The following is a 25105-nucleotide window of genomic DNA, read 5'->3' as shown; positions in this document are numbered from 1 at the left end:
AAAGACGCCCGAGGGGGCGCCAATCTCGCAGGAGCGCCTTGCTCGTCTGAACAGCGGTGTTAGGCTCCTCTTCGAGGCCGGGAGGGAGCAAACGCTCCAGGATGGTCCTGCTGCGGAGCACCGTGGCGCCAGGCCCTGATAGACCACGCAGACGATGGTCGGCGAGGTCGACGCACGAACACCCTTGGCATTGCCGGGCGGCTCGATCCGTTCGGCGCAGGGTGCCGGCAAGCCGGAGGAGGGAGAGACTCATGCAGCGTTCCAGTGGCTCTTACGCGGAGGCTGGGCTCGTCTGACCTGCACGAGGTTGCAGCGTAGACCTCCCGCGAGCCGGTGACGGCGCGCCATCCGAAAGGATGCGAGGAGAAGCCTACGACGCGACCAGGGTCGCCCAGAGGCCTCCGGTGAGGCCCGCGCGACGGGTCGGGTGCAAACGAAGCACCCGGCCCGTTTTTCTTTTGTGTCTTCTTTTGCGTTCTCTTTTGCGTTCTCTTTTGCGTTCTTTCTTGCGCATCGCGCCCCGAAGTTGGCCCGTGCACAGGCCGCGGGCTAGGCAAAGGCCCGTGCGCAAGCTGACGCTCCTTCTCGCCGTGCTTCCAGCGCTCGTCGGGTGCGACAAGCTGCTCGGCAGCCCGACCTCCGAGCAGCCAGGTGGGCAGCTCGGCACGTTCCACGTCACCGGAACCCGTGCCTCGAACACATGCGGGGAAGGGGCGCTCGGGGCGACGCCGACCTGGGAATTCAACATCGATCTCGCGCACGAAGAGGGCACGATCTACTGGGGAACCGGTACAGGGTACGCCGCCGGCGTGCTCGCTGCCGACGAGGTGAGTTTCTCGGTCGTCTCTACCTCGGTGGTCGACATGCGGACCGAGGAGACACTCGCGTATCCGCCGTGCTCCATCGAGCGCCGTGACACGGCCACGGGTACGCTCGACGAGGCTGTGGGGGACGAGCCTGTCCCGGGGTTCACGGGGCGCATGACCTACCAGTTCGCGCCCACCGCCGACTCGGAGTGCATCGATCTCGTCGCAGGAGAAGCGCCTCTCTTCGCGACGCTGCCCTGTTCCATGGCGTATGCGCTCGAAGGGGTCCGCATCGCGGGACCCGAGCAGGAGCCCTGACGGTGGTCACGGAAGCCACTCCCATTCACACCCAAGGCGCTGCTGGCGGACGGTACTGCGTCCTGGTGCACGGGGGCGCTGGCAACGTTCCCCTGGAGCGGCGCGCGCTTCACGTGGAAGGCTGTCTGCGGGCGGCGCGGGTCGCGGCCGAGCTTCTGGGGGCCGGTGGGAGCGCCCTCGATGCCGTGGAGCGCGCCGTGCGGGCCCTCGAGGACGATCCGCTCTTCAATGCCGGTACGGGGGCAAGCCTCAACGAGGAGGGGCGGGTCGAGCACGACGCCTCGATCATGGAAGGGCGCACCTTGCGCGCCGGTGGGGTGTGCGCGCTCTCCGGCTTCCGGAACCCCGTCGCGATCGCGCGTGCGGTGCTGGAGGACGGCCGTCATGTGCTCTATGCCGCTGGCGGCGCGGCTCGCTTCGCGCTCGCGCGCGGGTTCACGTCCGTCGACGAGGCTTCCCTCGTGACCGAGGCTGCCAGGGCTGCGTTGCACGTTGCACAGTCGGGTCAGGGTCCTACTGGCTGGGCCGGAGGGACCGTGGGTGCCGTCGCTTTCGATGCGACCGGGCTCCGTGCGGCAGCCACGAGCACGGGCGGTACCCTCAACAAGCGTGTTGGTCGCGTGGGCGACTCTCCCCTCATCGGCGCGGGGACATACGCGGACGACGAGGCTGGCGCGGTCTCCACGACCGGTCACGGCGAGGCGATGATCCGCCTCGGGGTGGCCCGCGCCGTGGCCGAGCACATGCGCGCAGGGGCCTCGCCCGAGGAAGCTGCGCGTGTCGAGATCGCGCGGACCCGGGACCGACTGCAGGCCACGGGCGGGGTGATCGCCCTCGACGCCACGGGCCGCTGGGGGCTGGCGCGCTCGACGGACACCATGTCGTGGGCCGTCGCGGGGGAACGAGGGGAGCTGTCGGGGTACTGAACGCCGTGCGCGGGGAGCGAAGGTCCCTGGCCCTCGGCTCGGCTTTCCAGCGAAGTCACGGGGGTAGCGACCATCGGGAGCGTAGGGGCCGCGAGGCCCCTGAATTGCCGTACGCAGTACCTAGGGGGCGCGCAGGGAGATGAGCAGCCGGTAGTCGAACTGCGCGGCCGAGGTCGTCACGTTCGAGGCGAGGCGGATGGTGTAGGTCCCCGCCGCGAGGTTGTGCGCGAAGCCATCGAACCCTGACGAGCCCATGCCGTCGATCTTCGAGCAGAACCCGCGCCCATCGTTGTCGTTGGACCCGAGCAAGGTCGTCCCTGAAGCATCGTGGAGCGCCAGCGCACTGTCGATGCCGTTGCTCTCGCAGGTCGTCGCGGTGCTCCCTTCGATGGTCTCCGCCCGCACGCTCAGGCCCGCGGTGGGCACGTTGAAAGAGAACCAGTCGACGTCTGCCACGTTCTGGTGCGTTCCAGCGATGCATACCGTCTCTCCCGCCAGGATCGGCGTGGCTAGCGAGGGCGTGTCATTGACCTCGCTCTCGGCGCTGGTGCACGGGATGAACTCCGTCTTCAGACGGTACTGGGGGATCATCGCGTTGTTCCCCGTCTCCTCCACCTGGACGTAGTAGGTCCCGGCGCTGACGTGGGCGGTGAGCAGCGAGCACGACGCGATGCCGCTGGAGCTGTCCGTCCCGATCTGGGACTGGGCACCGTTCCACAGCCTCAAGGTCGTGGTGAACCCGCTCGGACAGTCGTTGGGTACCGTGCCGAACGTCTCGAAGCGCAGCACCCCGTCCGACGGCACCTGGATCCGGTAGATGTCCTTGTCGGCGACGGGGGCGATGCTGCCGCCGAAGAGCACCGTGTGGTCGATGAGGACCGGCTCAGGATCCGAGGCCCGCGTATCAGCGTCGGCGAAGGTGCCATTGGGCTCCACGTCTCCCGGGAAGCAGGTGCTCGGTTGCCCCCCACAGAAGTAGCCTCCTTCGCGCGCGCAGCCGTCATCGCAGCCATCGCCCGCCACGACGTTGCCGTCGTCGCAGCTCTCCTGGCCGACCACGATCCCGTCGCCGCAGATCTCCGCGCACACCGTGGGTGACCCCGAGCAGGTAAACCCTGGCTCGAGGAGATCGCAGCGCGTGCAGCCGTCGCCGCCCGTCGGATCGCCGTCATCGCACAGCTCACCGGCGTCGAGCACCCCGTCTCCGCACCGCGAGGGCGTCGTGCACAGGGCGAGCATCCACGCATCGAGGCTCCCTGTGAAGCCGGCGAAATCATCGGCTGCGATGAGCTGCCACGTCCCCTTGGCCTCGGTGCCGTTCAACAGGACGAGCGACTGCTCGGGCGCGTAGCACCCCGTGAAGGGCGCCACCCCGCCGGTGATTGCCGCAGGGCAACCGCTGTGGAACATGGTGTTCACGTAGTTGTCGCCGTTGCCCCCGTTGTCGTCCGAGAGGTTGAGGGTCAGCCCATCCGGGCTCTGCAGGGACAGGTCGAGATCGGTGTCCCAGGGGTGGGTGAGGGTGGTGCCCACGACTGCCCGGGCGATCTTGCCGAGGCCGCCCACCTCGACGAGGCTCGAGACCGCGACGTGATCGGGGATGGCTCTGGGCAAGTCGCCCGCGGTGTAGACGAGCAGCGTCTGACCCGCATCGCACGGTCCTACCGCCGCAACGCACCCGAGCGCGCAGTCCGGATCGGCACAGTCGGCGAGCCCGTCACCGTCGTTGTCCGCGCCATCGTTGCAGTTGATCTCGGCTGTAGAGGTGCAGGCACTGGGGAGGTCGTCACTGCAGGTATAGGACGCCTCCACCACGCAGCGCGCCGAGCAACCGTCATTGTCGGTAGCATTCCCGTCGTCGCAGACCTCCACGCCCGACCAGAGGTGGCCGTCTCCGCAGCTCGCCGGCGTGCAGTTGTTCAGGCAGGCGTCGCTGCTGTCCAGGTTGCCGTCGTCACAGGTTTCGAGGCCCGTGACCACCCCATCGCCGCAGCCCTCGAGGGTGCACGTGGCGCTGCACCCATCGCCTCCCACGACGTTGCCATCGTCGCATGCCTCGATGAGGAGCTGCACGAACCCGTCCCCGCAGGTCGGGACGATGCACCCGACCAGACAAGCGTCCGTGTTGCTCTGGTTCCCGTCGTCGCACGGCTCGACGCCTGCGTGGACGTGCCCATCGCCGCACGTGTTCGCGGTGCAGTCGTTCAGGCACGCATCCTCGTTGCTCTGGTTCCCGTCATCGCAGGCGTCGGTGCCGTTCACCACCCCATCGCCGCACGCCGCCGGTGCGCACACCAGCCCCGCGCACACGCCGGTCGCGCAGTCTGCGCCGACGAGGCAGCTCTGACCCACGTCGCAGGGGGCGCAGGCGGGGCCACCGCAGTCTACGTCGGTCTCCTGCCCCCCCAGATCATCGTCGGTGCATGTCGAGAGGCACACCGTGCCCGAGCACGCCATGCTCCGGCAGTCCGAGTCCTGCGCGCATCCGTCACCGGGCATGCACCGCGCCGGGCACACCGCGCCGCCGCAGTCGGTGCCGGTCTCCGTCCCGTTGGGCGCCTCGTCGTAGCAGGTGGGGATCCGGCAGGTGTTGCTCTGACAGACGTGGCTCTGACAGTCCGAAGGCGCCCAGCAGTGGCTCAGATCCGCGCACGGCGCACAGTCCGGCCCGCCGCAGTCGACGTCAGTCTCGCTGCCGTTCACCACCCCGTCCACGCACGTCGCCGGGACGCACGCGTTCGCCACGCATACCCCGGTCGCGCAATCGCCATTCACCAGGCATGCGATGCACGCGCCCGCGCCATCACAGAAGCGCCCCCCGCCCTCGGCGCACGGCGTCCCTGGGGGAGCCGCTTCGTTCACCGGCGTGCCGCCGGCGCAGAGGTCCGAGGAGCACGCATCGCCATCGTCGAGCACATCCTGGGTGTCGTCGACGCTGATCAGAGTGCCCTCGCCGTCACACACCGTGCGCCGGCAATCCCCGGCGACCTGCTGGCTGGCAGGTTTGTTCTGCGGAGCGTGGTGAAGTCCGCACGTCCCACCCTCGCAGGTGCGTGTCTGGCACTCCGTGTCCTCGCCCGGACAGGTGTCTGCCGTGGTGCAAGGGACGCCGTCCTGCCCTCCCTGTCCCCCCTGACCTCCGGAGCCCGACGGCATGCCTCCCTGACCGCCCGCGCCCCCATCGCCTGGCGCGAGCGGGCCAGAGGGGGGCTCCGACGCGCAGCCGGTCCCGCAGCCGAGTGCCGCGGCGAGCAGGAGCCGCGACGCAATCCTCCTTGGGAGCGCCGTCGTCTCCGGTCGCGAGGTGCTCGGCATTGCCTCCGCGTCGCTGATCCTCATGGTCCCCCTGCCTGCCTGAGGCCCCCGGAGCATGGGGAGGCCTCACGAAGTCGTTCGCGCGACGTGGTGCCGCCCCCCTGAGAAGGGACCCATGGCATGGCCATCGTGGAACGAAGTCAAGCCTTCGCGGTGCGCGCGACAGGCTTCCTCGCCGCTCCGCACACCCTGTAACCTCGCCCCTTTGGACTGCACTTCCGTCGCGCTCCGCGCTGTACCCGAGGCGGTCCAACCAGTATACGGGACCACATCCGAACACCTGGGGAGGGGCCCATCCAGGAGCATTCGAGAACGGCAAAACCGATGGCAGAGCGGCTCAGCACGGCGGCAGACGACGCAGACGACGCAGACGGCGACGCGACGCGCGACTTGGGAGACAACGGCCGGGCCGAACTTGGCCCGCACCCTTCGCGCGTCCTGCATATCTGGATGGAAAGCACCCTGGCCGGCCTCATGGCGGGCATGCAGCGCATGGTTGGCACCGAGCGCTTCAATGTCTGTCTCCAGAGCGGCGGTCGCGAGGGCACCCGCGAAGACTGGGACCTCATCTGCAGCGCTCCCACGTTCGAGGAGGGCTTCGCCCTGCTGGTCGAGGAAGCACGCAAGGCGAACTGGGGTGACTGGTCCCTCCTCGTGCTCGACAGCGACCGGCAGGAGGCCCGCTTCAGGGTCGTGAACTCGTGGGAGTCCATCTATCAGAGGGCGCTCGGCGTCACCTGGGGATCGAGCTACCTCGCGGGCAAGCTGGCCGGAATCTGCAGCCGCCTCTTCGGGATGAGCTGCTGGGCCGAGCAGACCGCCTACCAGGTGGCCGGCGACCCCTGGGACGAGTTCTTCGTGCGCCCCTCGGACGGCACCGTCGAGCGCGAGGTCGAGGACCTGGTCCGCATGGATGCTGCCACGCGCGCCGACCTCGCGGTGGCGCTGGAGAAGCTCCGCCACGAAGTCAGTGAGCGCCGCCAGACCGAGCACGACCTCCGCGAGAAGCTCGAAGTGATCCGCCGCCAGGACGAGGCCATCCAGGCCCTCTCCACCCCCGTCCTCCAGGTCTGGGACGGTGTCCTCGCGCTGCCCCTCATCGGTACCATCGACGGTCGCCGCGCGGCATCGCTCACCGAGCGCCTCCTCGGCGAGATCGTTCGCACTGGCTCCCGCTTCGCGCTGCTCGACCTCACCGGCGTCGAGATCGTCGACACCTCCACCGCCGACCACCTCCTCCGCGTCGTCGGGGCCGTTCAACTCCTCGGTGCCCAGGCGATCATCACCGGCATCAACCCTGCCGTCGCGCAGACGCTGACCTCGCTTGGTGTCGACCTCTCGACCTTCACCACCCAGCAGAACTTGCAGGAGGGCCTCCGGTACTGCATTCAGGAGGCCGCCCCTGCCCGCGCTGCACGGACTCCACCGCGCCGGCACGGCCGCTGAGATCGCATGGAAACCCCGCTCGGACCGCTCGAAGCCCGCCTCACCCGCTACACCAACCCCACCGGCGACGAGCTGCTGAGCGGTTTCCTCGACCATGTGGCCGAGAGCCAGCTCGAGCTCTACCCCGCCCAGGAAGAGGCCATCCTGGAACTCTTCGCCGGCAAGAACGTCATCCTCAACACCCCGACCGGCTCCGGCAAGTCGCTCGTCGCGACCGCCCTCCATTACAAGGCCCTCTCCGAGAACCGTCGCTCGTTCTACACCTGCCCCATCAAGGCGCTGGTCAGCGAGAAGTTCTTCGCCCTCTGCAAGGACTTCGGCGCCCGCAACGTCGGCATGATGACCGGTGACGCCACGGTCAACCGCGACGCACCCATCATCTGCTGCACCGCGGAGATCCTCGCCAACATGGCCCTCCGCGAGGGTGAGAAGGCCCCAGTGGACTACGTCATCATGGACGAGTTCCACTACTACTCGGACCGCGAGCGCGGCGTCGCCTGGCAGATCCCCCTGCTCACCCTGCCACGGGCCACCTTCCTCTTGATGAGCGCGACCCTCGGCAACGTGGACTTCTTCCAGGAGAAGCTCACCGCCTTGAGCGGGCGCGAGACGGCCATCGTCCGCTCCACCGTCCGCCCCGTCCCCCTCGACTACGAGTACCGCGAGACCCCGCTCCACGAGACCGTCGCGCACTTCCTCAAGAACGGCCGCGCGCCGGTCTACATCGTCAACTTCACCCAGCGTGCCGCCGCCGAGGAAGCGCAGAACCTGATGAGCCAGGACTTCTGCACCAAGGAAGAGAAGCGCGCCATCGGTGCAGCGCTGGTCGGCATGAAGTTCGCGAGCCCCTATGGCCGCGAGGTGCAGCGCTTCCTCCGCCACGGCATCGGCCTCCACCACGCAGGCCTCCTCCCCCGCTACCGCCTGCTCGTCGAGAAGCTCGCGCAGCAGGGCTTGCTCAAGATCATCAGCGGCACCGACACCCTGGGCGTCGGGGTCAACATCCCGCTCCGCACCGTCCTCTTCACCCGCCTCTGCAAGTTCGACGGGGAGAAGACCGCCATCCTCAGCGTCCGCGACTTCCAGCAGATCTCCGGCCGGGCCGGCCGCAAGGGCTTCGACACCCAGGGCAGCGTGGCCGCCCAGGCGCCCGAGCACGTGATCGAGAACCTCCGCCTCGAAGCCAAGGCAGGCAGCGATCCCGCCAAGCGCCGCAAGATCGTGCGCCGCAAGCCCCCGGAGCGCGGCTACGTCCACTGGGATCGCCAGACCTTCGAGCGCCTCATCGCCTCCCAGCCCGAGCCCCTCGTCTCGCGCTTCCAGGTCTCCCACGGCATGCTTCTCAACGTGCTGGGCCGCAAGGAAGGCGGCTGCCAGGCCATGAAGGACCTGGTGCGGTCCTCGCACGAGCGCCCCGCCGTCCGTCGCCAGATCGGCAAGACCGCCATGCAGCTCCTCCGCTCCCTCTGGGAGGCGGGCATCGTGGAGTTCGTCCCCCGCTGGGAGTCGCGCCTCAAGAAGCTTGAGGTCAGCTCCGGCCTCCAGGAGGAGTTCTCCCTCCACCAGGCCCTCTCGCTCTACGTCCTCGAGACCGTCGACAAGCTCGACCGGGAGCTCGGCACCTATCCCCTCGACGTCCTCACCCTCGTCGAGTCCACCCTGGAGAATCCGGACGCCATCCTCCAGCGCCAGCTCGACAAGGTGAAGCAGCTCCGCCTCGCCGAGCTGAAGGCCGAAGGCGTCGAGTACGAGCAGCGCATCGAGGCCCTCGACAAGCTCGAGTACCCCAAGCCCAACCGCGAGTTCATCTACCTCACCTTCGACGACTTCGCGAAGCGCCACCCCTGGGTCGGGCAGGAGAACATCCGCCCGAAGGGCATCGCCCGGGAGATGTACGAGCAGTACATGTCTTTCGCCGACTTCATCAAGGAGTACGGCCTGGAGCGCGTCGAGGGCCTCCTCCTCCGCTACCTCTCCGACGTCTACAAGAACCTCGTCCAGACCGTCCCCGACTACGCCAAGAACGAGGACGTCGACGAGATGATCGCCTACTTCCGCGCCCTCGTGCGCGGCGTCGACTCCAGCCTCCTCGACGAGTGGGAGCGCCTCCGCGCCGGCGGTGCCCCCCGCGTCATCGAGGCCGCCCGCGGCGTCACCGAGCCGGAGGTCTTCGACATCACCCGCGACGAGCGCGCCTTCACCGTGCTCCTCAGGAACGCGCTCTTCTTCTTCCTGCGCGCCCTGGCCGCGCGCGACTACGAGGTCGCCGCCGAGATGGTCGAGGGCGAGGGAGACCCCTGGACCGCCGAGCGCCTCGAAGCCGCCCTCGCGCCCTACTTCGCCGAGCACACGGCCATCCGCACCGACCCCGTCGCCCGCCGCCCCCAGAACACCCTCGTCGAGCCCACCGAGGACGGCGCCGTCTGGAACGTCAAGCAGATCCTCGTCGATCCGGAAGACGATCAGGACTGGATGCTCGACTGCCTCGTCGACCTGGGCCGCTCTCGCGACGCCGGTCGCCCCGTCATCACCCTCCGCCAGATCAAGAGCTGATGGCCGCGCCCACGCCCCGCGAGCGCCTCGGCGACCTCTTCGCCAAGGTGGATGCCTTCTTCGATCGCGCCGCCCACCACCACGGCGCGCTCATGACCTGCCACAGCGGCTGCAACGACTGCTGCCACCGCCGGTTCACCGTCACCTCCCTGGAGGCTGCAGCCCTCGCCGACGCTGTCAGCGCCCTCGACCCTGCTGCGCGTGCCGAGCTCTCCGCGCGGGCGAGGGGAGGGGATCCAGGCGTCTGTCCCGTCCTCGACGCCAGTGGCCGCTGCGCCGTCTATGCGGCTCGCCCCCTCATCTGCCGCACGCATGGCCTGCCCATCCGCTTCAGCAGCGCCATCTCGGGCAGCGCCCCCGGACCCTCCGAGGCGCCGCGCCAGCTCCCGGTGCTCGACGCCTGCCCCCGAAACTTCACCGGACAGCCCCTGGACACCCTCGCCCCCGGCACCATCCTCGACCAGACGACCCTCTCCACCATCCTCGGCGCCCTCGACGCCGCCCATGCCGACGCCGAAGGCCGCCCCCGCGGCGAGCGCATCGCCATCACCGACGTGCTCACCGCCACGCATCCCGTACGCTCGGGAGCGCAGGGGCCCGCGGGCCCCTGATCCAGGCTACGCAGCCCTACTTCGTCCCGGGTTCCACCCCGGTCACCGCGTCCTGGGCCTTGGTGCCCACCACGTAAAGCGCCACCACGATCAGCCCGAACGCCACGATGCCGGACAGGTTGCTCGACGCGATCTCTCCGATCTTCGCCCCGAGATCGAACTGCCGCTCCATCCCGAACCCGGCCACCGTCGCCGCCACGAGCCCGGCGATCGCGCCACCTGCGATGTACCCCGACGACAGCAGCGTCCCCGGGCTGAACTCCTCCTCGGCGGCGCCAGCGTTCCCTCCGCGGTCGCGCCGCCGCTTCCAGTCCACCAGCCATCGCACGAGGCCTCCCACGAAGATCGGCACTGACGTCGACAGCGGCAGATACACCCCCACCGCGAACGGCAGCGACGCCACACCGCACAGCTCCATCGTCACGGCCAGCATCACCCCGATCAGCACCAGGCTCCACGGCAGCTTCCGCGTCAGGATGCCGTCGATGATCAGCGCGAACAGGCTCGCCTTCGGCGCATCCAGCTTCTGCACCTCCCGGAGCTTGTAGAGCGCCTGATCCCCCGACACGAGGTAGCGCCCCTTCTCCAGCCCGCCGCCGGCAGCCACCTCCATCACCTGGTACGTCTGCCGATCCGGCCCGAGCTGAGATCCCTTGGCCTCGGCGCCTGCGGGCACCGGCCGCGGTGACTCCAGCTTCTCCGGCACCAGCGGTGCGCGCCCCCCGATCCCCGGATCCACGAGGAACGCGATCTTCCCCGCCTCGTCCACCAGGTACTTCCCCTGGGGCACCGCGCCCCCCGAATCGGCCATGTACCCCACCCGGTACTGCTGCCCGTTCGGCGCCGACATCGTCTCCGCCGTGATCGCCGCAGGTGGGAGCGGCGCGTCGTACCCCTCGGCCACCACCGTGGTGTAGGCCTTGTTCAGGAACAGGAGCGTCCAGCCGATGAACAGCGCGCTCGTCGCCACCCCCACGAGGAGAGCGATCTGCTGACGCCGCGGCGTCGCGCCCACGAGGAAGCCGGTCTTCAGATCCTGGCTCGTCGTCCCCCCGTTCGACGCTGCCACGCACACGATTGCCGCCGTCGTCAGCGCCGCTGCCCGGTGTTCGACGCCGACCCAGCCCATCGCCAGGAACAGCAGGCACGTGATCAGCAGCGTCGCCACCGTCATCCCGGAGATCGGGTTCGACGAAGAGCCGATCTCCCCCGTGATGCGCGACGACACCGTGACGAAGAAGAACCCGAACAGCATGATCAGGATCGCCGGCACCAGCGGGATCTCCAGCATCGGCGCGAGCCAGATCATCACGAGCAGCGCCAGCGAGCCGTAGATCACCACGCTGAACGGCAGGTCCCGCGCCGTCCGCGGCACCGCCGCCGCGCTCGCCTTGCCCCCCATGCGGAAGTTGCGCACGCCGCTCCGGAAGGCCTTCCAGATGGTCGGCATGGCCCGCCCCAGGCTCACGAATCCGCCCGTCGCCACGGCCCCCGCGCCGATGTACAGCACGTAGCGCGACCGGATCTCGTTCGGGGCCATCTCCCGGATCAGCGTGGTAGCCGGGAAGATCGGCGTTTCGAGCCCCTCCCCGAAGAAGGCGATCAGTGGGATCAGGATCAGGTACGCGAGCACGCCGCCGGCCATCATGACCGAGGCGGTGCGCGGCCCGATGATGTAGCCGACGCCGAGCATCTCCGGGGTCAGCTCTCCACCGAAGCTCGCGCCCCGGAAGCTCGAAAAGCGGTGATCCGGGTTCATCTGGAAGAGCTTCGCGGGGTCACCGAGGAGCTTGTAGAGGAACCCGATCCCGAAGCCGCCGAGCACCGTCTTCGCGTTCGTGCCGCCGGTCTCGCCGACGATGAGCACGTCGGCGCAGGCGGTGCCCTCGGGGTAGGTGAGGTTCTTGTGCTCCTCGACGATGAGCCCGTGCCGCAGGGGGATCATCATCAGCACGCCGAGGAGGCCGCCGAGCAAGGCGACGGCGACGACCTTCAGGCCCTCCATCTCGTAGCCCATCAGCAGGAACGCGGGCATCGTGAAGGCGATCCCCGCGGCCAGCGACTCGCCGGCAGATCCCGTGGTCTGGACGATGTTGTTCTCGAGGATGGTGGCGCGCCCGAAGGCGCGGAAGATGGTGATGGAGAGGACCGCGATGGGGATGGATGCGGAGACGGTGAGCCCCACCTTGAGCGCGAGGTACACCGACGAGGCCGCGAAGATGACTCCCAGGACGGCGCCGAGGATGACGGCCCGAAGGGTGAGCTCGCGGGGGTTCTGGGACGCCGGGATGTAGGGTTGGTGCTCGGCGTGCGAAGGGGGGGCCTCCGAGACCTCGGCGCGATCGAGGATCTCGGGGGAAGCCGTCTCGGGAGCTGCGGACATGGTCGCGCAGCCTAGGACACTTCGGGGGGGCTTCCCACCGGCTCCCGACGGGAGGCGTGGTGGTCCTGGAAAGGCGCCTCGGGGTAGGGGGCGTCGACGCCAGGGAGCGCCTCGGGAGGACCACTTGCGCAGCGAGAGCGTCGAATTGCGCAAGCGGTTTCTCGATCCGCGCGAGTGAAGGGGGGCCGGGTGGAGGGAACGCAGGGGCCTTCCGGAGCGTCACTGCGGCGCGGGGGCGCGCAGTCACCGGATACGCGCGACGGGAGTGAACGTCACCCGGAAGCAGGAGGCCGGCACGGGGGGTGCATCGGCATGGTCGCGCGCTGCGGGGGGACCGTTGAACGACGGTAGGGGGTGCGCCGCGCTGACACGAGGAGGATGAAATGAAGTCCGTAGCTTCGCCCTTGCGCATAGGTGTGTTCTTGCTGGCCGGTCTCCTTGTCGCGTCGCTCGGGGGGGGATGCTCTCCGGAGGATTTGCCTCCTGAGCCTCCCGTGGAAGAGCCGCCCCTGCCCCTGGTTCGCACCGAGGTGGACGTCCAGCGTTACGAGCTGAGCGGCGCGTACGACTGGGAGCGGGGACGCCTCTTGGCGACGGTGCGCATCACCCTCTCCCCGCTCACCGATGGAGCGAACGAGATCGCGCTCGACAGTGCGGTCTCCCAGGTGAACGCCGTGCGGATCGCAGGTGGCGGCGCGCTGCCCTTCGTGGAGGAGGGAGCGCAGGCGCAGCTCGTCGTGGACCTCTCCACGGTGCCCGGGTTCGCCAGGGGTACGGAGGTCACTCTGGAGATCGACTACGAAGCCGCGCCGGGCGATTCCCTCATCGCAGTCAGCGACAGGAAGGGGGATCCACTGCCATCGCGCGTCGTCTTCACGTCGTCGGAGCCGCTCGGCGCGGAGCGCTGGATGCCTTGCCACAACGAGCCTTTCGACCGCGCCTACTTCTCCATCGACATGCACGTGGAAGAGGGCGAGATGCTGATCTCGAACGGCGCTCTGGTCACCGATGAGGCGGGGGAGGGGAGTCGCCGCATGGCGTACGAGACCGCGTACACGCTGCCCACCTACCTGATGGCGTTCGCCGTTGGCGCCTTCGAGGTGGAGAGCACGATGCATGGAGACCTTCCGGTCTCCATCTGGCACCGCCCGGGGCTCGAAGGGTCGTACGACGCGGCGCTCGCGGAGGTCGTCGGGATCATGGAGCGCTTCGAGGCGCTGCTCGGGCCGTACCCGTTCGAGAAGTACGCGATGGTGCACCTGCCGGCGCTACCCACGAGCGGCATGGAGAACGCGAGCATCAGCTTCCAGCTGGAAGGTGTCGGTGCGGAACCCCTGGGAGGGGATCTCCTGCTGACGGCCCACGAACTCGCGCACCAGTGGTTCGGCGACTTGGTGACGGTCGAGCGCTGGGACGACCTGTGGATCAAGGAGGGCATGGCCACGCTCCTGGCGCCGGAAGGAGTCCGCGGCCACATGGACGGCGCGGGTCCTCTGACGCTGAATGGCAACGATACCTGGGCCGATGCGGGGTACGCGATTCACGATACATCCCGCGCTCCCGAGGACAATTACAACTCGGGACCCTACGAGCGCGCCGCCTGGCTCCTCACGCAGATGAGGACCCTCCTCGGCGAGGACGCCTTCTGGAGCACGCTGCGCGGTGTCCTCACCGAGCACCGCGAGGGAGCCATCGGTACGGAGGCGTTCCTCCAGGCCTTCGAGGAGGGCCTCGGTCCGGAGGCGAGCGCGCGCGTGCGGCAAGCGATCGATGCCGTGGGCGTCCCGACCCTGGAGATGCGGCCCTCGGCATCGGGCGGCTTCACGTTGACCCTGCACGATCCCGATGGTGCACTGGTCGCGCCCTTCGAGCTGGCCTGGGTCGCGGAGGATGGCGCCATGCGCACGGACACGCTCGCCAAGGAGGTGCCTTTCGAGGTGACGCCGCCTCAGAACGGCGACTTCCTGATCCTGGACCCACGCGACAGCCATCCCCTCTGGGACCTGTTCCTGGCAGACGACGTCTCCTGGGAGGTCTACCAGGGCACCCTGCTCCCCTTCCTTGTCCCCACCACGCCGGCGGCGCGCGCGCGCTTTCTCGATGGGGCCGCGCCCCACCAAGAGGAGGCGCTCTACACGGTGCTGCCGACCATCCCGCCGCAGGACGTCCAGGCGTTCGTCGAGGACCTCCCAGCGGAGTGGACGCGCGCGCTCGCGACGAGAGCTCTCTGCGGCATCGCCACCGATCCGAACCTCGACCCCGCAACGGCGGCAGCCTGGGCGAGCGTGGCGGAGGCGATGGTCCTGGTGCCACCAGCGCCCGTCGCCGCGGATCTGTTCCAGAACGGTGGTCATGCGCGGTGCTCCATGATCGATCCTGAAGCTACCTTCGCCGCCGACTGGGAGATGCTCGAGACCGGGCTACCTGATGGCGAAATTCCCTACATGCGTCTTGTGTTCCTGTCGGCATTCCGAACCCCGGCCCCGGTCGAGTTGGGCACCTGGAGCAATGTCGCGCGGCACGCCAGCTCGATGCGCACGCGCTGGGTCGCCGCCCGGCAGCTCAGGACCCGTGTCCCCTCGCTCGATCCCGCCGAGGTGCCCGACTGGCGGGCGTTCTTTACCGCGCTGCTCGTAGAGACCGACGACACCTCCGTCCTCAACGAAGCTATCCGGGGCGTGGCGGGTACGATGGCCCCCACCTCGGCCGAGAACGCCGAGGCCCTCGCCGGTCTCGGGAGCGTGCTTCGTTCCCCGTGGACGCGCCTTGTCCACTGGCGCGCCGTCTGCACGGCCCACACCCTCGTCCAGGGCGACAGCGCAGCCTGGAGCACGTTCACGGAGAGCCTCGCCGGCGTCTCCCTCCACCCTGCCGCCGCTGAGTTCCTGGAGGACCCTTCCCTCTGCCCGTGAGCCTTCCCGCCGCAGCGCGGCTACCCCGTCGGCCCCTGCCGCGGCCGTGGCTACCCCGCAGCTCCCGCCGCGCGCAGGTGCCCCAGCAGCGTTCGGATCACCCCCCGCGCGAGCTCCGGAGACTCGTCGAGGAGCCCCTCGAACTCCGCCCGGGGGATCCGCAGCACCTTCCCCTCGGTCTCCGCGGTCACCGTCGCCGCGCGGGGAGCCCCGTCGAGCAGCGCCACCTCCCCGAACACCGAGCCCCGGTGCAGCTCCCGCACCGCCACCCCGGCGCGCATCACCTTGAAGTCACCCTCCACCACCACGAACAGCGCGTCGCCCGGATCTCCCTCCCGCACCACCTCCTCGCCGGGCTCGTACTCCAGCGCCTCGGCGATCTCCGCGACCGGGTACAGCTCCTCACCGCTCAGCCCTTTGAAGAGCGAGGAGTCCACCAGCACCACCACCTTCTCCAGCACCGTCGCCATCGGGTGCGACGAGGGTAGCGCGCCCGTGTCGAAGTTCCGGCACTTCTCGAGCCACCCATCGAGCGGCGGCGGCTTTCCGCTCGTGGGCAGCGGCGTCCCCCAGTCGATCTCCAGGAGCGCCACGGCGCGCGCCGCGATCGAGCGGGGCAAGATGTTCTCCAGCAACTCAAGCCCGTGCCCCCGCTCCCGCACCCCCTCGGCCAGCGCCGCCCGCGCCCGGGTGATGAGATCGCGATCCCCCATCACCGCCGCCAGATCGAGGAGCCTGGCCGACGTCTCCTCGATGCGGAACCGCATCTCCCGGCGCAGGAGGCCCCGCGTCTCCACCCGCAGCCCGTCCGGGGCCGATTCCCGCTGCGGCTTGAGCCTCCCGTAGAGCGTCGTCGGGTACAGCAGCAGCAAGGACTCGGCGTACTCCAGCGTCATCTCCATGGCCTGGAGCACCAGCTCCGGATCCACCGCCTCACCCGTCCGGCGCGCCACCGTGGCCAGCGCCCGCGCCACGGCGTTGCGCGCCCGGTAGCCGAGCTCCGCGTACCGCACCAGCACCTCTGCGCACGCCTCCGGCCCGAGCCGCGCCAGCACCCGCGCCGCCCGCACCGAGCCCGTCAACGCTGGCCCGCTGGCCACGGACGTCGCCATGGCCGCCCCCTGCCCGCGCGTGGTGGGCAGCGCTGCGATGAGATCGCCCACCGCCGCCGGCCCTGCGAGCGCGAGCGCCTCCGTCACCGCGCGCACCTCGGAGCCGGTGGTCAGCCGCCCGAGCAGCGCCGCCACCGCGCCACGCGCCTCGATCAGCACCGCCGCCCGCGCTGCCGCCGCGAACACCGCCCGATCCGACGATCCCAGCGAGAGCAGCACCTCCCGGTGCGCCTGCCTCGCCCTCAGCTCCCCGATGGCCCACAGCGCAGGCGCCCGCCGTGGCGACCCAGGCACCAGCGCCTCCTGCTGCAGGTACGCCACCACCGCCTCCATGCCCCGCGGCGGCTCGACCCACGTCCCACCCGCGCCGCCTCGCGCCGAGAGAGGAGCCGAGCCGTGGGATGGCGGAGGCACGCTCAGCCGCACCCCGCGTCCCTTTGGCGAGGCTTCCACGGCGGCGAGCCCCACCAGCGCCTCTCCCCACAGCGCCGCCGCCTTCGGCGTGTTCCCGGCCCGCCCCCGCGCGAACGCCTGCCCCAGCCGCGCCACGTCCACGCCGCCTCCCAGGCTCCGCGCGCCGGAGAGCAGGCTCTGCTCGATGTCGTCCTCCGGATCGGGATCTGCCAGCGCGAGCAGCCGCGGCCCCTCTCCGGGCCTCCCGACCCGCAGCGCTGCCGCCACCGCAGCCCGCCGGATCTCGGCCTGGGGAGCCCGCAGCGCGTGCGCCACCTCGTCGAGCGAGAAGAACCGGTCGTCGAGCACCGCGAGGAGCCGCGCCGAGCCCTCCACGTCGCGGCGACCCACCCGCCGGTGCAGCGTCTGCGACAGCTCCCGCCCCAGCGCCCGCGCCGCCTGTGGCGACAGCTCCTCCTCGAGCTGCCCCTCCCCCAGCGCCCGCGCCAGCGCCCGGGTGTAGGCCCGCCGCGCGCGGGCGACGGCCACCATTCCCACCGCGCCCGTCAGCGCCAGGAGCGCTCCGAGCTGCAGCGACGACGGCCCTGCGGCCCCGAACGCCGCGAGCAGCAGCCCCGCCAGGGCTCCCCCGAGGGGGTTGGCCAGCCCCTTCGCCAGGATCTTCGCCCGCACCCGCGCCGCGGGGGGGGCTGGCGTGAGCAGCAGATCCTCGACCGGCGCCGAGATCGCGTAGCGGAACGTGTTCTCCGACAGACGCGCCACCGCCGCCGACGCCACGCCAGGCGCGAGCCCCACCGCCGCCCCCAGGGCCACCAGCGTCGCGAACAGCGCCTGCAGGGACACCCGCACCCCGAACCTCGCCGTGAACCGGCTCGACCCGAAGAGCTGCGCGAGCAGGATGAACAGGTTCGCCGCGGCCCCGAACGTCCCCAGGAACGCCGCCATCTCCTCGCGGCCGTAGCGCGCCTTCAGCGCCGCCTTCAGGGCGTAGTCCACCAGGTTGGCCGCCATCGCCCCGAGCAGCACCCCAGCCAGCACCACCCCCACCACGGGCGCCTCGATCAGATCGCGCCGCGCGTCTGCGAGCGCCTGGAGCAGCTTCCCGGGCGGCTCGATGGGCTCCTGCCGCGCGGGCGCGCGCTCCGCCAGCACCGACGGCAGCGGCGCTGCCAGCACCGCGAGCACCCCGCCCGCGTAGAGCACCCCTGCCGTCCCGAGCAGGCCCGCCAGCGTCGGCACCGCCGCGCTCGCCACGATGACGCCCACCGTCGCTGCCGCGGCCACGAGCGGCAGGAGCCGGCGCGCCTGCCGTGCCTCCAGCGTTCCCAGCACTGCCCGGAAGGTGATCAGCGGCAGGAGCGGTGGCAGCACGAGCAGGCTCACGCAGATCGCGTAGAGCAGCGCCCCTGTCGCCCGCTGGCTCAGCAGCGCGGCCACGCCTATCGACGTCGCCGTCACCAGCAGGAGCGCCCCGTCGAGCCGTGGCCCCTCGTAGCGGCGGAGCAGCGCCGCGTAACCCAGCGCCGCCGCGAACCGCACGCCGGACGTCACCACGTAGAAGCGCGAGATCTGCCCCAGATCGAAGGCCGACACGAAGAGCGTGTCCGCCGCGATCCCCGCGAGCGACATCGCCCCCACGCCGAGGAAGGCCACCCCTGCGGCGGGCAGGACGATGGGACCGTCTCCCCTCCGGAGATCGATGAGGGCGCGCAGGCGGGACAAGCGCCCCTCTTTACCACCAAAACGAAAACGGCGGCCCCGGAGGACCGCCGTCGTCGCGTTCAGGGTGCGCCGCTTGGCGTCGCCCCGTTCATCCGCGTGGGAGGCTCAGCCGCCCGCGCCCACCGAGCCGCCGACGCTTGCGCTCGCCTTGACGTTGACGTCGATCGACGCCGACGCGCTGACCGAGGCCTCGGCCGCGACCGCGATGCAGGCGATGGCTTTCCCGCCGGCCTTGAGCGCCACGTCCTTCATCTCCGCAGCGCCCTTGGCGACGCCAGCCACGGATGCGGCCAGCTTCTTGCCGGTGCCGAGCTGGATCTTCAGGATCGCGGGGAGCGTGGTCTGCAGCGCCGCGACGAGCTTCTGGGCATCGGCGCTCGCCTTGCCCTTGGCCACGATGCGCACGTTCGGCGCGTCGCAGGTGAACTCCGCCGCGCCCTTCGCGGTGCACTGCAGCTGGCAGTCGATGCTGACGTTCGGGGGCTCGAAGTCACCCGTGCACTTCGGCTCCTTGATCTCCGCCGAGCAGCCGCCGGAGCAGGTGCCCTCGCACTTCGCGCCCGCCTTGAGCTCGCAGGAGCCCGAGCACTTGCCGTCGCAGGTGCCGGTGCAGGAGCCCGAGGCGCTCGCGTCGCACTTGCCCTCGCACTTGCCCGCGCAGGTGCCCTTCGAGTTCTTGCCGTCGCACTTGCCGTCGCACTTGCCGCCGCAGGTGCCGCTGAAGCCGGCGTCGCACTTGCCCTCGCAGCTCGCCTTGCAGGTGCCGGTGCACGACCCGCCCGCCTCGACGGCGCAGGAGCCCTTGCACTCCGCGTCGCACTTGCCGGCGATCTCGCCGCCCTTGCAGCTCGCCTCGAGCTTGCCGCCCGTCACCGGCGAGCCGCAGTCGCCGAGGCACTTCGTCATGAAGTCGATCGGCACGTAGCACTTCGGGGGATCCACCTCGACGGCGAGCTGCGCCTCGGCGTTCGCCTTGAGCATCGCGCTCACCTTGGCGCTCACCGCGGTGCACACCTTCTCGGCGCCCTTGCCGCCGCCGGCCTCGGCCTTCAGCTCTTCCTCGCCCATGCCGAGGTCCTTGCCGAGCTGGCCGCACGACGCGATCAGGCTGGCCTCCATCTCGGTGATGACCTTGTCGAGCGAGAACGCTGCCTCGAGGAAGCCCTTGACCTTGCCCTCGACCTCGGCGCCGCCCTGGAACTTGAGATCGGCGAAGCTGCCGCTCTCCATCTCGGGACAGCCACCGGCGGCGGCGGCCACGTCGCCCAGGGGCCCCGGCAGCGCGGGCAGCGAACCACAGTTCACGAGCATGGGCGATGCCAGGCCGACCATGACGACGGGAGTGGCCACCAACTTCCAACGATTGACGCTCATCTGCCTAAACCCTCCGGCGCCCGATGGGCACCCCACACAAGCGAATCCAGCCAAGAACCCTGTCGCGTGCCCAGAGCGTGAGGAATGCGGCATCACGGCGCCCATTTCCCCCAGCGCTCACCCCGAGCGGCTCTCGCACTGCGTCAGGTCCCAGCGCTCGGCCGTATGCCCCAAGTGCAGCAGGCTGTAAAGGAGCAACGCGCACTGCGTGCGCGGTGACGGGCGCATCACCTCATTCGTCACCGTCGGCCACCGCGTGCGCGCTGACCCCCGGAGCCCTTCCCGGTGGAGGGACCCCCGTCGCGCGACGGCGTGGACGCTGCATCCTCGCTGGCCGCCGTCGTGCTCGGGACCTCGGCGCGCGCAGCCCGCGCCGGCGCTTTCGCCGCAGTGGTCCCTCTGCCCGCATTGCCGCCCCCTGCGCCGTCGTCCTCGAAAAAAGGCAGCGCGAGCTGCGCGAGCGGTCTCGCCCCCACCGTCGGACCGCCCTGCTGCTCGAAGAGCGCCTGCTCCCTGGCCAGGTCGGCCTCGATGAGATCCATGTTGTCGTGCGCGAATGCCAGCGCGTCGAGGAGCCGCGCCGCCCCCAGGTTCGGGTAGCGCTTCAGCAGCGTCTCCACCGAGGCCCCGCCGCGGTGCCATGCCCAGAGCCTGCGCACGGGCACCCGCGAGCCGGCAACGTGCGGACTGCCGGCGAGCACCTGGTTGTCGCAGCGGACATGCGGGTGAGGAACGCGCACACGGGGGAGCGGAGGGACCGCCATCGCCGCGTAGCCTAGTCACCCTTCCGCCCACCCGTCCAGCGCCCGCCAGCGCCTCGCCTCCCGATTCCGCCGCCAAGTGGAGCCAGAGCCCCTCGTGTGGTACCGCCATCCGTGAGGGCGCAAAGCATGACGAAAGAAATGGATATCGGCGTCGCCGGGCTCGGGGTCATGGGCCGCAACCTGGCACTGAACATCGCGGACAAGGGCTTCTCCCTGGCCGTCTACAACCGGCACCCCGACCCCGTGAAGGAGTTCGCGGCGGCGGCCGGCGACAAGCCCGTCGCAGCCTGCAAGACCGTCGAGGAGTTCACCCGCGCGCTCAAGCGCCCGCGGCGCATCCTGATGCTGGTCAAGGCCGGCGTCGGCGTCGAGAACACCATCGCCGCGCTCAAGCCCCACCTGGAGAAGGGCGACATCCTCGTCGACGCCGGCAACGAGCACTTCTCCGTCACCGAGCGCCGCGAGCGCGAGCTCAGCGAGGCGGGCATTCGCTACTTCGGCATGGGCGTCTCCGGCGGCGAGTCCGGGGCTCGGCACGGCCCCTCCATGATGCCCGGCGGCGAGCGCGCCGCTTACGAGGAGCTGGCTCCGATCCTCACCAAGATCGCCGCCCAGCACCCCGACGGCCCCTGCGTCGCCTACATGGGCCCTGGCGGCGCCGGCCACTACGTGAAGATGATCCACAACGGCATCGAGTACGGCGACATGCAGCTCATCGCCGAAGCCTACGACGTGCTCAAGAACATCGGCGGCCTGTCGAACGAGGAACTCGCCGAGACCTTCTCCACCTGGAACCAGGGCGAGCTCGAGTCGTACCTCGTCCAGATCACTGCCCACATCTTCACCGTCAAGGATCCCGAGGGCCAAGGCCAGCTCCTCGACGCCATCCTCGACGCCTCCTCCATGAAGGGCACCGGCACCTGGACCGTGCAGGACGCGGCGACCCTCACCGCGGCCATCCCCACCGTCGCCAGCGCCGTCGACGCCCGCGTCCTCTCCTCCGACAAGCAGGGCCGCGTCCGCATCTCCAAGGTCCTCCCTGGTCCTGATCCCGCGAAGGCAGCCGCGGTCGCGCAGGCCCGCGGCATCGACCGCAAGGCGCTCGTAGCCGCCGTGCGCGACGCCCTCTATGCCTCCAAGCTCTGCAGCTACGCGCAGGGGATGAACCTCCTCCGCCTCGCGTCCATCGAGCGCAAGTGGGACCTCGACCTCCCCGAGATCGCGCGCATCTGGCAGGACGGTTGCATCATCCGCGCCCGCCTCCTGAGCCGCATCAAGGCCGCCTTCGCGAGCGACCCCCAGCTCCCGAACCTCCTGCTCGACCCCTCCCTCGTCGAGGACCTCAGGGGCCGCCAGGAGGGCTGGCGCAAGGTCGTCTCCCTCGCTGCCGAGGCGGGGCTTCCCACCCTCGCCACCAGCGCCTCGCTCTCGTACTACGACACCATCCGCCGCGAGCGCCTCCCCGCGAACCTGATCCAGGCCCAGCGCGACTTCTTCGGCGCCCACACCTACAAGCGCCTCGATCGCGACGGCGACCTCCACACCGAATGGAGCGCGGGCTCGTGAGCGAGGGCAAGGAGAAGAAGCCCGCCGAGGGCCAGGGGGAGGCTCCGACCGAGGCCAACCCCTTGCGCGAGGGCATGCCCGAGGAGCGCACCGCAGCCCCCGCCGCGCTCGTCATCTTCGGCGCTTCCGGCGACCTCACCCGACGGAAGCTCCTCCCGGCGGTCTACAACCTCGCCCTGAGCCGCCTCCTCCCTGGTGGCTTCGCCGTGGTCGGCGTCGCGCGCCGCCCGAAGCCCGACTTCGCGGACGACATGCGCGAGGCCGTGAACAAGTTCTCCCGTCGCCGCCCCATCGACGACGCGGCCTGGGGAGAGCTCGAGCGTGGCATCTCCTACGTGCAGGGCAACTTCGACGAACCGGAGACCTACAAGGCCCTCGGCGCCGAGCTGGAACGGCTCGACAAGGAGCGCGGCACCGGCAAGAGCCGCGTCTTCTACCTCGCCGTCTCCCCCGACCAGGTGCCAGGCATCGTGCGCGGCCTGCGCGAGGCGAACCTCGTCACCCCGGCGGGCGCAGGTCGCAACGGCGACCACTTCGAGCGCATCGTCGTCGAGAAGCCCTTCGGCGAGGATCTGGAGAGCGCCCACGACCTGAACCGCGAGCTGGGCAGTCACCTCGCCGAGTCGCAGATCTACCGGATCGATCACTACCTCGGCAAAGAGACGGTCCAGAACCTCCTCGTCCTCCGCTTCGGCAACACCATCTTCGAGCCGCTCTGGTCGCGCCAGCACGTCGATCGCGTCGAGCTGACGGTGGCCGAGGACATCGGCGTCGAGGGCCGCGGCAAGTTCTACGAGCAGGTCGGCATCACCCGCGACATCGTCCAGAACCACGCCTTGCAGCTCCTCACCCTCGTCGCCATGGAGCCCCCGTCCTCCTGGGACGCGAACGCCGTGCGCGACGAGAAGGTCAAGGTCCTGCGCGCCCTGCGCCCCATCACCGGCAAGGCCGTGCTCGATCACACCGTGCGCGCCCAGTACGCCGCGGGCGTGGTCCGGGGCGAGCACGTCCCCGGCTACCGCGAGGAGCCCGACGTCGCCAAGGACTCCAAGACCGAGACCTACGTGGCCCTCAAGGCCCACGTGGACAACTGGCGCTGGAGCGGCGTCCCCTTCACCCTGCGCACGGGCAAGCGCCTCGCCAAGCGCGTCGCCGAGGTCGTGCTCCACTTCAAGCCGCTCCCCCACGGCCTCTTCCGCGGCCAGGACGGCACCCAGCCCAACGCCCTCGTGATGCGCCTCCAGCCCGACGAGGGCATCTCCCTCCGCTTCGCGGCCAAGGTCCCCGGCAGCGGCATGGCCCTCCGCGGCGTCACCATGGACTTCCGCTACGGCGCCGCCTTCGGCTCCAGCACCCCCGAGGCTTACGAGCGCCTCCTCCTCGACGTGCTCCGCGGCGACGCCACCCTCTTCACCCGCTCCGACGAGGTGGAGGCCCAGTGGCGCTTCATCGACCCCATCTTCGCCGGCTGGGCCAGCGAGCACGCCAAGGTCGCCTCCTACCCTGCGGGGAGCTGGGGCCCGGAGGAAGCTGACGCCCTCGCCGCCCCGCGCGGCTGGAGGCGCCCGTGACCGCCTCGGCAAGCGCGTCGGCGAACGCGTCGGCGAACGCGCCTGCAAACGCGTCCCAGGATGCACCCTTCGCGGCGTCCCCCGTGCGCGCCGCGGGCCCCATCGCCAAGGAGGTCGCCCGCGTCGAGTCGGAGCTCAACGCCTTCTGGTCCACCCCGGACAAGGCCCCCGACGGCAGCTCCATCGCCAAGACCCGCGCCTCCACCATGACCTACGTCGCTCTCGGTGAGCGCGCCGAGGTCGAGCGCCTCGAAGAGCAGGCCGAGGCGCTCGCCGAGACCCACGCGGGCCGCTCGTTCATGATCACCGCCGACCCGAGCATCCCCTCCGATCTGGTCGAGGCCTCCTGGTCCGCCACCTGCCGGCGTGAAGGGGGCGTGATCATCTGCCGCGATCGCGTCGAGCTCTGCTTCGGTGCGGGCGCCGAGAGCCGCGCCCCCTCCGTCGTATCGGCCCTCGCCCTCTCCGACGTCCCCCTCCTCGTCGAGATCGCCCCCGGCGCACCGCCCGAGGTCGCCGACGCCCTCGCAGCTTCCTGCGATCGTCTCATCGTCGACTCTGCCGAGCTCCCGGCCCCGCGCATCGCCGCCCTCGCGCGCCGGAGCCGCGGCCCCCTCGCCGATCGCGCCTTCATCCGCACCCACTCCTGGCGTGACCTCACCGCCCGCCTCTTCGATCATGCCCCGGCCGCCCTGCGCACCATCCGGCGCGTCGAGATTGCCCGCACCGAGGGCCCGGGCCCCGATCCGGCGGCCCTCTTCCTCGGCTGGCTCGCCTCGCGTCTCGGCTGGACCTTCACCTCCCGCCACCGCGCCACGGACGCTGCAGGCTCTCCCATCGAGATTGTCCTCAACGACGCCCCGCCCTGCAGCCTCGACCCTTCCCGGCGCCCCGCGCGCCCCGCGCGCCCCGCGCGCCCCGCCGACACCAAGGCCAGGACGACGGCGGGCCCCCCCGCGACCAGCGGCAAGACCGACGCGCCCGAGGCCGCCGCCACTTCCCCGGAGGGCCGCGACGAAGGCGCCACCACGGCCGCCGCCGTCGACACCTTCCGACGCCTCGATGCCATCCGCTTCGAGGCCACGCTGGATGGTGAGCCCCTCACCCTGGCCTGCGCCCGCCTTCCCCAGGCTCAGGGCGCCGTCCGCTGGACCCTCTCGGGCGCCCGCACTGCCGAGCACGTCCATCGCCTCGGCCGCCGCGATGAAGCCTGGGTCCTCACCAAGGCCATCGACGCCACCGAGGGCGACCGCGTCCTGCGCGACGCGTCCCTTGCGGCTGCCGTCTGGAGCGCCACATGACCCGGGCAATC

The 25105-nt window shown here is 70.4% G+C and carries 14 protein-coding genes; 9 read left to right on the top strand and 5 right to left on the bottom strand.

Annotated features, from left to right (window positions below; genetic code table 11):
- Positions 1 to 563: 563 nt before the first annotated feature.
- On the top strand, positions 564 to 1124 hold the full coding sequence (locus CAP_RS06670) for a hypothetical protein (RefSeq protein WP_044237467.1): 561 nt from the start codon (positions 564 to 566) through the stop codon (positions 1122 to 1124).
- Between the two features lie 2 nt (positions 1125 to 1126).
- On the top strand, positions 1127 to 2050 hold the full coding sequence (locus tag CAP_RS06665; RefSeq protein WP_231511180.1) for an isoaspartyl peptidase/L-asparaginase: 924 nt from the start codon (positions 1127 to 1129) through the stop codon (positions 2048 to 2050).
- Positions 2051 to 2170: 120 nt separating this feature from the next.
- Here CAP_RS06665 and CAP_RS53365 read toward each other — a convergent pair whose 3' ends face one another.
- Complete coding sequence (locus tag CAP_RS53365; RefSeq protein WP_156040553.1) at positions 2171 to 5389, bottom strand: DVUA0089 family protein; 3219 nt, start codon at positions 5387 to 5389, stop codon at positions 2171 to 2173.
- Between the two features lie 459 nt (positions 5390 to 5848).
- Here CAP_RS53365 and CAP_RS06655 point away from each other — a divergent pair, with 459 nt between their 5' ends.
- Genes CAP_RS06655 through CAP_RS06645 form a run of 3 tightly spaced genes read left to right on the top strand, consistent with a single transcriptional unit; the run spans position 5849 to position 9975 of the window.
- Complete coding sequence (locus CAP_RS06655; RefSeq protein WP_231511178.1) at positions 5849 to 6811, top strand: STAS domain-containing protein; 963 nt, start codon at positions 5849 to 5851, stop codon at positions 6809 to 6811.
- A gap of 6 nt (positions 6812 to 6817) precedes the next feature.
- Positions 6818 to 9364, top strand: a complete 2547-nt coding sequence (locus tag CAP_RS06650) for a DEAD/DEAH box helicase (RefSeq protein WP_044237464.1) — start codon at positions 6818 to 6820, stop codon at positions 9362 to 9364.
- On the top strand, positions 9364 to 9975 hold the full coding sequence (locus CAP_RS06645; protein ID WP_044237462.1) for a YkgJ family cysteine cluster protein: 612 nt from the start codon (positions 9364 to 9366) through the stop codon (positions 9973 to 9975). Before CAP_RS06650 ends, CAP_RS06645 begins: the two co-directional genes overlap by 1 nt.
- Before the next feature lie 16 nt (positions 9976 to 9991).
- On the opposite strand, the gene CAP_RS06640 is transcribed toward CAP_RS06645, so the two are convergent.
- Positions 9992 to 12358 (bottom strand): OPT family oligopeptide transporter, encoded by a 2367-nt coding sequence (locus tag CAP_RS06640; RefSeq protein WP_052374355.1) that lies wholly within the window; start codon positions 12356 to 12358, stop codon positions 9992 to 9994.
- A 494-nt stretch (positions 12359 to 12852) separates the two neighbouring features.
- Between CAP_RS06640 and CAP_RS06635 the strand changes: the two genes are divergently transcribed.
- Complete coding sequence (locus tag CAP_RS06635) at positions 12853 to 15270, top strand: M1 family metallopeptidase (protein ID WP_197041046.1); 2418 nt, start codon at positions 12853 to 12855, stop codon at positions 15268 to 15270.
- Between the two features lie 50 nt (positions 15271 to 15320).
- Here CAP_RS06635 and CAP_RS06630 read toward each other — a convergent pair whose 3' ends face one another.
- The 3 genes from CAP_RS06630 to CAP_RS53360 form a co-directional block, all read right to left on the bottom strand.
- Positions 15321 to 18518 (bottom strand): cyclic nucleotide-binding domain-containing protein, encoded by a 3198-nt coding sequence (locus CAP_RS06630; RefSeq protein ID WP_044237459.1) that lies wholly within the window; start codon positions 18516 to 18518, stop codon positions 15321 to 15323.
- Positions 18519 to 18623: 105 nt separating this feature from the next.
- Positions 18624 to 19892: a hypothetical protein gene (locus tag CAP_RS43870; RefSeq protein ID WP_052374352.1), complete on the bottom strand. Its 1269-nt coding sequence runs from the start codon at positions 19890 to 19892 to the stop codon at positions 18624 to 18626.
- A gap of 239 nt (positions 19893 to 20131) precedes the next feature.
- Complete coding sequence (locus CAP_RS53360; protein ID WP_231511176.1) at positions 20132 to 20656, bottom strand: DUF433 domain-containing protein; 525 nt, start codon at positions 20654 to 20656, stop codon at positions 20132 to 20134.
- Between the two features lie 126 nt (positions 20657 to 20782).
- On the opposite strand from CAP_RS53360, the gene gnd reads away from it, so the two are divergent.
- The 3 genes from gnd to CAP_RS06605 all read left to right on the top strand — a co-directional run bounded on the left by gnd (position 20783) and on the right by CAP_RS06605 (position 25094).
- Entirely contained in the window at positions 20783 to 22222 is a 1440-nt protein-coding gene (gene gnd, locus CAP_RS06615; RefSeq protein WP_044237456.1) for an NADP-dependent phosphogluconate dehydrogenase, read from the top strand.
- Between the two features lie 74 nt (positions 22223 to 22296).
- Complete coding sequence (gene zwf, locus CAP_RS06610; protein WP_044237515.1) at positions 22297 to 23793, top strand: glucose-6-phosphate dehydrogenase; 1497 nt, start codon at positions 22297 to 22299, stop codon at positions 23791 to 23793.
- Positions 23790 to 25094 carry a glucose-6-phosphate dehydrogenase assembly protein OpcA gene (locus CAP_RS06605; RefSeq protein ID WP_063748649.1) on the top strand — a complete coding sequence of 435 codons (1305 nt, stop codon included), beginning with the start codon at positions 23790 to 23792 and terminating at the stop codon, positions 25092 to 25094. Before zwf ends, CAP_RS06605 begins: the two co-directional genes overlap by 4 nt.
- Positions 25095 to 25105 lie beyond the last annotated feature (11 nt).

Origin of the sequence: Chondromyces apiculatus DSM 436, assembly GCF_000601485.1 — a bacterium.
GTDB lineage: Bacteria > Myxococcota_A > Polyangia > Polyangiales > Polyangiaceae > Chondromyces > Chondromyces apiculatus.
The sequence above is the reverse complement of the archived record's forward strand: the minus strand, read 5'-3'. Positions and strand labels throughout refer to the sequence as shown.